Origin of the sequence: Shewanella sp. 11B5, assembly GCF_002836795.1 — a bacterium.
GTDB lineage: Bacteria > Pseudomonadota > Gammaproteobacteria > Enterobacterales > Shewanellaceae > Shewanella > Shewanella frigidimarina.
The window spans coordinates 1-8767 of sequence record NZ_PJAP01000257.1; the positions used below are offsets into that span (position 1 = coordinate 1).

Consider the following 8767-nt stretch of genomic DNA (forward strand, 5'->3'; position numbering starts at 1 on the left):
ATTCAGAGGGCTTTAGTGTATATTTTAACTGAATTGAGTTGCTCGACTTTATGATTAATTTAGCAGCTGAATGAGCTGCATACTTACAGACCCTCTCAAACTTCATAACGCTAAGGCAGCCTCTTTTTGGGTAACTTAACGTTTGTTGAATCGCTTATTATCCCAATATTTAAGCATTCTAGTTTTCTTGTAAAATAACCTGCTTCAAGGTGTTAATGTGTCTTGCTAGCCAATAGGCCTATTTTATAAATAGATAGATTGAATTGGTTTATTCCATTCGGTATCTCAGTGAGAGGTTATACCGAGGATCGGTTGGGACTATACCTGACCTGAGCGAATTTCTTGAAGTAAATTAGCCCAACTTATTACCCCAACCACTTTTTGATTCGTGCCTCGATAGATATACACTTCGCCGGAGCGTTTCGCGACCAGTGCCTCATAGGCTTCATTAAGGTGGCAGTGTCAGGTAACCCCGGCATAGGAAGACGTGATAGCGTGGTCGAATCTTCAAAGGACTGCATTTCAAGGCGCAGCATTTCAATTTCTCCCTCAGCATTACGCACTAGTACTGGGCGACCGGCTGCCCGTTTTAGTACTTCAAGTAGCAGTTCATCATCATCATTCACAATGACAAATCGCTTATCCATTAACACTCTAACACCTTTCTTTTGCAACCCTTGATTAAGCGGAGCGACTTTGTAACCAAGCCCCATAATATCTAGTTGTTTTAGCAAGATAGAGTTAGTGTTAAATCCTTGATACGCGACCAAAAATGCTGGAATGGTGACAAACATGGCCGGTAAAATAATCGAAGCATCGTTGGTTAATTCAAGAAGTGCAACTAATGCTGCTAGGGGGGCACTCAGGCAAACCCCCATCATCGCCGTCATCCCAATCACGGTATATAGCCCAACATAAGGCGCAATTGACGGAAATATTATGCTACTGACTAGAGCTAGAATTGCTCCGATTAATGCGCCAATACCATAGAGAGGGCCGATGAGTCCGCCTGGTACGCCAAAGCCAATAGCCGCAATGGTCGCCAACATTTTTGCTAATAACAGCGCGATTAAAAACAGTAAACTAGGATGCTCACTAATGGCTTCATTAATGGCGAAATCGCCTGAGCCTAATGCCTGTGGCATGACTAAACCAACTAGCGTTGTGACTACAGCAGCAATGAGCAGTCGATAAATTAATGGCCAGTGCTGGCCTGTCGCAGTAACTTTCATCAGTGAAAAATTAAATAGGGCAGCGACACATCCCAGCGCAAGCCCGCCAATGAGTAAAATAGGATAATGATCGAGCGGAATATGGATCACATTGATCAAATCGTATTCGTGAATATTACCAAACACAAGTTGGCTTGATACCGCGCCGCAAATGGCAGATAGCATGATAGGGAAGAAGTAATGAATTTTGTACTCTCGTACAATGACTTCAAACACAAACAAAACCGCAGCAAGTGGCGCGTTAAAGGTGGCGGCAATACCGGCGGCAATACCGCTAGCACACATAATGCGTACGCTATTGTCTGGTAATGAAAACTTCTCAGCCATAACACTGGCGCTCACTGCGCCTAAGTGAATCGCAGGGCCTTCTTTTCCGACTGAGAAATTGGTCATCAGCGCGATTAATGCTTGGAAAAACTGTCCAGCAGCTGATTGAAGCGGTACCTTACCGTAGTGCAATTTAAATCGATGCAATACATAAGCAATGCCCATGCGCCGGTATCGCTTTGATCCCAACAATGACAGCAACCAAATAAGCAATGCGCCAATTAAAGGTAAGTAGGATCGCCAATCGCTTAAGGTTGAGCTAAAGCTCATGGAATCTGCATGTAGGTATTGTTCTGCCCACACCAAGCTTAACCGGAATAAGATGATCACTAGTGAGGCAATGATGGCAAACAACAGTGCGAGTGCACAAAGTTGCACACTAATTTTAGCCTGAGATAACTTATCTCTAAATTCGTTACGTAGATATTTGCGCGTAGCTCTTTTGGCGTGAATAATAGCGGCTTTATTTATCTTAAATTGCACGGTTTGACTCTAAGGTCTGTGGATATTTTAGGGTTGTCTTTGGCAGTTGTTTATTGATTGGCCGATAACGCGTATGTGTCATGTTATTACTCTCCATCAATTTGCACTAACGCCCTTTAACAAGTCAAAGTACGGCTTGAACATGTCTGTTTTAGCTTTTTACGTTGGGTGGTAAAGCTTCATTTGGCAAGCGAATTATTATCATTAGCACCTTATTTACAATGCATAGGATTTGAACAAGATGTTAAGCTCTACAGAAAAATAAGCACTACGCAAATAAGCTTCATCAAGCATACTGTATTTTATTAAAAGGTTGTAACGTAATGTTAAATTATCACCGCTGGTTAGACAGACTGCAAGTTTTAGAACGTAATAACCGGACATCAAGCATATACTTAATAGGATTAATGGTCGTGTGTTTTTTACTCGGCGCAATAAGTTTTAACCTATGGCTTTCATTTGCACCAGAGGCTACACCTAATAGCGCCAGTGGTAAGCGTAAATTATTGCAAGAACTCGAGACGCAAGCGCAAGCGCTTGCAAGTCGAAATTTAGCGTTAAGTATTGCTGATAATGCCAATAAAGAAATGCAAGAAATGTTTAGTCAGCAATTATCTGAACAGAAAGCGTTAGAAAAAGAATTAGCATTTTATCGCAGTGTTATGGTTACCGATGCTGATGTTGAAGGGGTGGCAATTCATGGGGTGGAATTATCTCAAGGTGTAGCTTCCGAGCAATATCAGTTACGATTAATCTTAACCCAGTTGCAAAAACGCAAAGTGAAAGTGAAAACCAACGCCACTGTATTGTTGCTCGGCACACTAAATGGCGGGCCAGCTGAACTGTCTTTGAGCGAGTTAATTAATAAAAAGCTGGAATTTGAGTTCAATTACTTTCAAATTATGGACAGCGATTTTGTGCTGCCAAGTGGTTTTAATTTACAACGAATTATGGTCAAAGTGAAGGTCGCTGCGAGTCGTGGGATAAAAGGCGGTGAGATTGAACAAGTGTTTAATGTGCCAGAGCTATTGATGGGTGAAAAAGAACTGCGGGTAATACTTGAACAAAATAGTCAGGTAAAGGATAATTCTCAGTAGAAACCGAAGTAAGAGGTAGTAATGACTGAACAAGTTGATGCAACAATGCCGATCCAATTTACCGATGCGGCGGCGATAAAAGTAAAAGGTCTGTTAGAAGAAGAACAGAATCCTGAATTAAAGCTACGTGTATATGTAACAGGTGGCGGTTGCTCTGGTTTTCAGTATGGCTTTACATTCGATGAAAAAGTCAACGAAGGTGATTTCACCATTGAAAAGCAAGGTGTGCAGTTGGTTGTTGATCCAATGAGTCTTCAGTACCTTGTTGGTGGTGAAGTGGATTATACATCGGGTCTTGAAGGTTCACGCTTTTTTGTTAAAAACCCTAATGCGACCACGACATGTGGCTGCGGGGCTAGTTTCTCAGTGTAATGCGTTTCACTGCAGCAATAAACCACGCTATAGACGAGATTACTCTCTCACTTTAGAATGGATTTATATAATAAAAAGCCGTCTTTCGACGGTTTTTTTGATTTCTGGACAACATCTTTGAATAATACAATCGATGAGATGATTAGCTACTCATAATGTTGAGGTTCATCCGCGGTTTAAACCACGCTTTCACTTTGGCATTAAAGCTAATCCACACTTGTATAATACCTAGGGTAATCAGCACTGAGTATATAAGCCAATCAGGCACTACGGCTTGAAATAAACCAAAATCAAATGTCGTTGGTCCGGCAACCAAATTATCAGGGTCATACATTATAATCGGTAGCAGGCTATACAACAGCAGTTGCAAGAGACAGTAAACCCGCAGTAGATATAAGCCCGCTTTTTGGCGACCGATAATTGCTAATACCATCATCAAGGTCAAAATGCATAACATTGCACTTAACTCTGATAGTGAACTGGCGGCCATTAATCCACTGATGGACGATAATGTATAGATAACCATTAAGCCAATAAGTCGTTTAGGTAAACGTGGTTTGACGGTTACCTTATCTACTTCGTTTGATTCAGAGCTGATTATTGTCATAACACATTAATGCTTTTGTTGTTTCTTTGGTGAAATGCGTTCGTTCATTTCAAACGGCGGCACAACGACACCTAAGTCTTCTTGTACTGGGAACACTGCAATAAATAAATCATCATCTTCCATGCCGCTCACCCAACGTTCTTGAAACTCGTCTAGTGGAATAGCTAATGGTTCACAGTCTTTCCATTCATCAACAGCCCAAAGTGCAGCCGTTTCTTCAGATGGCCACATTGGAATACAATCTTCATCTTCAGTGGTTAACATTACGCAACCATCTTGATCTTGAAGTGTCCAAATGATTTTTTCTGATTTAATTTGTTCAACCATATAATCGTAACGGCCTTCTGGCGTTAAATTCATCAGTTCAGACACACTTTTGGTTTTGTTGCTCATATTGACTCTCATCTTAAGTTACGGCTTTGCCCAATTTCAAACGATTAGGCAAATTTGTGGGCATCATAACATTGAGGCCACAATTGCAAAAGTAAACCGCACATATTGGTGTATTTATCTTGCTTTAAAGCGGCCACCTAATATAGCAGTGCGTGACGCACCCGTGACGGCCGGTAAGTTGGCGGGTAAATCATGGTGATAACGCATTGCTAACCATGCAAAAGCAATCCCTTCAACCCATTTAGCATCAACACCTAAAGCGCTGGTAGTATCGACTTTATAGCCGGGAACCAAAGTGGCTAGTCGCTGCATTAAGGTTTTATTTAACGCGCCACCGCCGCAAACAAACAGTTCCCCATTGGGTGACAATTTATTAATGTCATTGGCAATACTATGACAAGTAAGGTCAAGTAATGTGGATTGAATATCTTGTTGATCTAAATGACTATAGTCAGCGAGTTGTTGCTCAAGCCAAGCTCGATTAAATAGCTCTCGGCCAGTGCTTTTGGGGTAGGCTAGTGAAAAATAAGAGTGAGATAATAACTGCTTGAGTAAGTCTGGATGAGTAGTACCAGAATCTGCCCAAGCACCATCTTTATCAAAAGGTTGGTTTAAATTTTGTTGAATAAAGGCATCGATTAAGTTGTTACCTGGGCCTGTATCAAAACCTAACACTTGTTCACTATTACCGGGTAAATAAGTGATATTGGCAATGCCGCCAATGTTTAAAATAACTCTTGAGTGGCCAGGTTGAGCAAACACTTGTTGATGAAATGCCGGAACTAACGGTGCGCCTTGGCCACCAAGGGCGATATCTTTACGTCTAAAATCAGCAATAACATCGATATTGGTTTCAATGGCAATGGTGTTTGGGTCGCCAATTTGCAAGGTAAAGCCCATTTCTAAATTGGGCATGTGACGCACGGTTTGTCCATGAGAACCAATCGCGATAACCTCCGTGGCAGTCACTGTTGTTTTCGCTAATAAGTGATTAACGGCTTGAGCAAACAATTTGCCGACACTGCGGTCGAGCCTACCTAAGCGATTTATTTCATCTGTCTCGGGTTGACATAAACGCTGTAAACCTTTTAATAAATGCGCAGGAATAGCTTCTGTATGGCTGGCGATTAGCACGGGGTGTTCGGCCGAAAAATCAACCAACACCGCATCCACACCATCCATGCTTGTGCCTGACATTAGACCGATAAAATATTCTGGCTTAGACATGAAGTGACTCTCTGTAAGCAGCAATTAAACCGTTTATTAATTACTTGCCAATTGCTGTTGTTGATTTGATTTTAGTTTTGTCATCAATTGCTTGCTGAGTGCAGCGAATTTGTTCTTCTCTCTGCGATCAATTGGCATTGATTTAGGTAAATCGATAGTTCGTGGATTGCGATGAACCCCATTTACAATAAATTCATAATGTAAATGAGCGCCAGTGACTCGGCCTGTTTTACCCAGAGTACCGATTATTTGGCCTTGTTTAACCGTTTCACCACGATTTACTTTGCGCTTAGTTAAATGTAAATACTTAGTGGTGTAGGTTTCGTTGTGCTTAATGAAGACATAGTTGCCATTAAACTGGTTATAACCAGCCTCAACCACTTTACCTTTACCAGCCGCTTTAATCGGCGTGCCAATGGCGGCGACATAATCAACACCGCGGTGGGCTTTAATTTGCCCTGTTACTGGGTGCAAGCGACGCGGGTTAAAGTTAGAACTGACATATTTAAAGTCTACTGGCGAACGTAAAAAGGCTTTACGCATGCTACTGCCATTCTCTGAATAGTATTCACCGTCGGTATAACGTACTGCGGTGTAACGTTCCCCTTGGTTAATAAACTCTGCCGCGAGAATATTGCCATTACGTAAAAATTGACCGTCGGCGTATTCTTGTTCAAATAACAACGAAAAGTGATCGCCTTTGCGAATATCGAGGGCAAAGTCGACATCCCAACCAAAAATATTGGCCAACTCCATAATGTGGTTACCAGACAAGCCTGCATCGGCAGCGGCATTCCAAAAGTTGCTTTTAATATTGGCGCTAATAAACGAGGTGCGATTAACGACTTCTTTAGTGTTCACCGTTTCTTTGTATTGTTCATTATGTTGACTGATAATTAAGGTCGACACTTTATCCATGCGGTAGGTTAATTCTTGTAATTCACCTTGGGCATTTTTGCTGATGGCGATTTCTTCGCCCGGCATAATTTTTAGCAGATTCTTTTTCGCTAAGGGTAATTGGGTAATGTCATAGACATCTTTAGCGCTGAGTCCTGCACGGCTAAATAAGCCGCCTAAGGTATCGCCTTTAGCGACTTCATAGTATTCAACACTATAATCATCGTTAGCCGCTTGTTGTTTTATTTTGGCTTTTTGAGTGGCAACTTGCTGATCGAGATCATTAATCATGCCATCGATATCAGAAGTACTGGTTTGCAACATGGCAAGATGTTGGGAAAATGCTTCATCGTCAGGAGTTTCGCCACTGCTTACTTCTTCGCTATTATCACTTGATACAAGGGCATCATTTGATATGAAATCAGTCGATTCATCATCAACGATACGGTCATTATGACTCGGTGCAGTTGGGGTGCGAAAGGCTAAGGGAATAGCATAACGTTCATTGGTTTCTATATCTGATTTGTCAGCAGATTGACTTACCAATCGGGTTTGTTTAGATGCTTGAGCGTCTTCCGATGGAAACATCAGAATAATTGTCGTTAGAATCACCAGTAAAGATAATGTGATTTGATGTGCTTTTGGCAGCAATGTGAATAAAGTAAGAAGCTTTGCCATTGACTCTGTTACCAATTTCTCTCTTTCGTTATTATCCGCTAAGTGTACACTCTTTCATTTGCTGTGGCTAACAAGTAACATAGACCTCTTTATTTTTTGTGCAAGCCCTGGGAGTTGCAGTAGAGATGGCGAATTTAGATCAAGTATTGGCAGAGATTAAGCGCGGTACCGATGAGATATTACTTGAAGCGGATTTGCTTGAGAAACTGAAAGAAGGGCGTCCATTACGCATCAAGTTAGGTGCAGATCCTACCGCTCCAGATATTCATTTAGGTCACACGGTCATCTTGAATAAAATGCGTACTTTTCAAGAGCTTGGTCACGAAGTGATTTTTTTGATTGGTGACTTTACCGGTATGGTCGGTGATCCTAGTGGTAAAAACAGCACCCGTCCGCCACTGACTCGTGAACAAGTGCTTGCTAACGCAGAAACCTATAAAGAGCAGGTCTATAAAATTTTAGACCCAGCAAAAACCCGCATCGAATTTAATTCTAGCTGGTTAGAGCCATTAGGCGCTGCTGGCATGATCCGCTTAGCATCACAGCAAACCGTTGCCCGAATGATGGAGCGCGACGACTTTAAAAAGCGTTATGCATCAGGTCAATCTATTGCGATCCATGAATTTATGTACCCTTTATTACAAGGTTACGATTCAGTTGCATTGAAAGCCGATGTTGAATTAGGCGGAACAGATCAAAAGTTTAACCTGCTTATGGGCCGTGAACTGCAAAAATCTGAAGGCCAAAAGCCGCAGACTGTCATCATGATGCCATTGCTTGAAGGGTTAGATGGCGTTAAGAAAATGTCTAAATCGGCGCATAATTATATTGGTGTGAGCGAGCCTGCCAACGAAATGTTTGGCAAACTGATGTCGATTTCTGATGACTTAATGTGGCGTTATCTTGAACTGTTGTCATTCCGTCCGTTAACTGAATTAGCCCAATTCAAGTTAGACGTTGAAAATGGCACAAACCCACGCGACATCAAGATTTTGTTAGCCAAAGAAATCATTGCTCGTTTTCATGATGAAGAGCAAGCACAAGCGGCACATCAAGCTTTTATCGACCGTTTTCAAAAAGGTGCCATCCCTGATGACATCGAAGAAGTGGTATTAGAAGCGGGCGAAGGCATAGCAATTGCTAACTTACTTAAAGATGCAGGCCTTGTGGGTTCAACCTCTGACGGTATGCGTATGATTAAGCAAGGCGCAGTTAAAATGGATGGCGAGAAGATTGAAGACAGTCGCCAAATTTTTAATGCAGGTCTTGAAGCGGTATTCCAAGTGGGTAAACGCAAATTTGCTAAAGTGATTTTAAAGTAATCACGAATGTTAACGAATAAAAAACGGCTTATCACTAAGCCGTTTTTTTATGTCTGATACATGGTCAATCGATGATTAATTGATGCGGGCAACATTACTGAGATTCAAGTTGGTCAGACATGGTCTGGTAAT

At 41.7% G+C, this 8767-nt stretch carries 7 protein-coding genes and 1 pseudogene; 3 read left to right on the forward strand and 5 right to left on the reverse strand.

The genetic code is table 11. The annotated features are described in order from the left end of the window. Positions 1–318: 318 nt before the first annotated feature. Positions 319–2042: pseudogene (locus CXF78_RS03495) on the reverse strand (chloride channel protein). 323 nt (positions 2043–2365) lie between these two features. Between CXF78_RS03495 and CXF78_RS03500 the strand changes: the two are divergent. Then, complete coding sequence (locus CXF78_RS03500; protein ID WP_102035985.1) at positions 2366–3139, forward strand: DUF6776 family protein; 774 nt, start codon at positions 2366–2368, stop codon at positions 3137–3139. 21 nt (positions 3140–3160) lie between these two features. Beyond that, entirely contained in the window at positions 3161–3511 is a 351-nt protein-coding gene (gene erpA, locus CXF78_RS03505; protein WP_011638424.1) for an iron-sulfur cluster insertion protein ErpA, read from the forward strand. A gap of 142 nt (positions 3512–3653) precedes the next feature. On the opposite strand, the gene CXF78_RS03510 is transcribed toward erpA, so the two are convergent. The 4 genes from CXF78_RS03510 to CXF78_RS03525 all read right to left on the reverse strand — a co-directional run bounded on the left by CXF78_RS03510 (position 3654) and on the right by CXF78_RS03525 (position 7313). After that, positions 3654–4118 (reverse strand): hypothetical protein, encoded by a 465-nt coding sequence (locus tag CXF78_RS03510; RefSeq protein WP_102035986.1) that lies wholly within the window; start codon positions 4116–4118, stop codon positions 3654–3656. 6 nt (positions 4119–4124) lie between these two features. Further along, positions 4125–4511, reverse strand: coding sequence for a DUF2750 domain-containing protein (locus tag CXF78_RS03515; protein WP_041413166.1), 387 nt, complete (start codon positions 4509–4511; stop codon positions 4125–4127). A gap of 114 nt (positions 4512–4625) precedes the next feature. Beyond that, the gene (locus CXF78_RS03520) at positions 4626–5738 is read right to left on the reverse strand and encodes an anhydro-N-acetylmuramic acid kinase (protein WP_102035987.1); all 1113 of its coding nucleotides are present in this window, start codon (positions 5736–5738) and stop codon (positions 4626–4628) included. Positions 5739–5774: 36 nt separating this feature from the next. Next, positions 5775–7313 (reverse strand): peptidoglycan DD-metalloendopeptidase family protein, encoded by a 1539-nt coding sequence (locus tag CXF78_RS03525; RefSeq protein WP_102035988.1) that lies wholly within the window; start codon positions 7311–7313, stop codon positions 5775–5777. A 125-nt stretch (positions 7314–7438) separates the two neighbouring features. Between CXF78_RS03525 and tyrS the strand changes: the two genes are divergently transcribed. Further along, positions 7439–8635, forward strand: coding sequence for a tyrosine--tRNA ligase (gene tyrS, locus CXF78_RS03530; RefSeq protein ID WP_102035989.1), 1197 nt, complete (start codon positions 7439–7441; stop codon positions 8633–8635). Positions 8636–8767 lie beyond the last annotated feature (132 nt).

What these genes read in the sequence shown, in the direction of transcription:
- CXF78_RS03525 (WP_102035988.1), bottom strand. Translation starts at nt 7,313, where the DNA reads ATGGCAAAGCTTCTTACTTTATTCACATTGCTGCCAAAAGCACATCAA.
- CXF78_RS03520 (WP_102035987.1), bottom strand. Translation starts at nt 5,738, where the DNA reads ATGTCTAAGCCAGAATATTTTATCGGTCTAATGTCAGGCACAAGCATG.
- tyrS (WP_102035989.1), top strand. Translation starts at nt 7,439, where the DNA reads ATGGCGAATTTAGATCAAGTATTGGCAGAGATTAAGCGCGGTACCGAT.
- CXF78_RS03500 (WP_102035985.1), top strand. Translation starts at nt 2,366, where the DNA reads ATGTTAAATTATCACCGCTGGTTAGACAGACTGCAAGTTTTAGAACGT.
- CXF78_RS03515 (WP_041413166.1), bottom strand. Translation starts at nt 4,511, where the DNA reads ATGAGCAACAAAACCAAAAGTGTGTCTGAACTGATGAATTTAACGCCA.
- erpA (WP_011638424.1), top strand. Translation starts at nt 3,161, where the DNA reads ATGACTGAACAAGTTGATGCAACAATGCCGATCCAATTTACCGATGCG.
- CXF78_RS03510 (WP_102035986.1), bottom strand. Translation starts at nt 4,118, where the DNA reads ATGACAATAATCAGCTCTGAATCAAACGAAGTAGATAAGGTAACCGTC.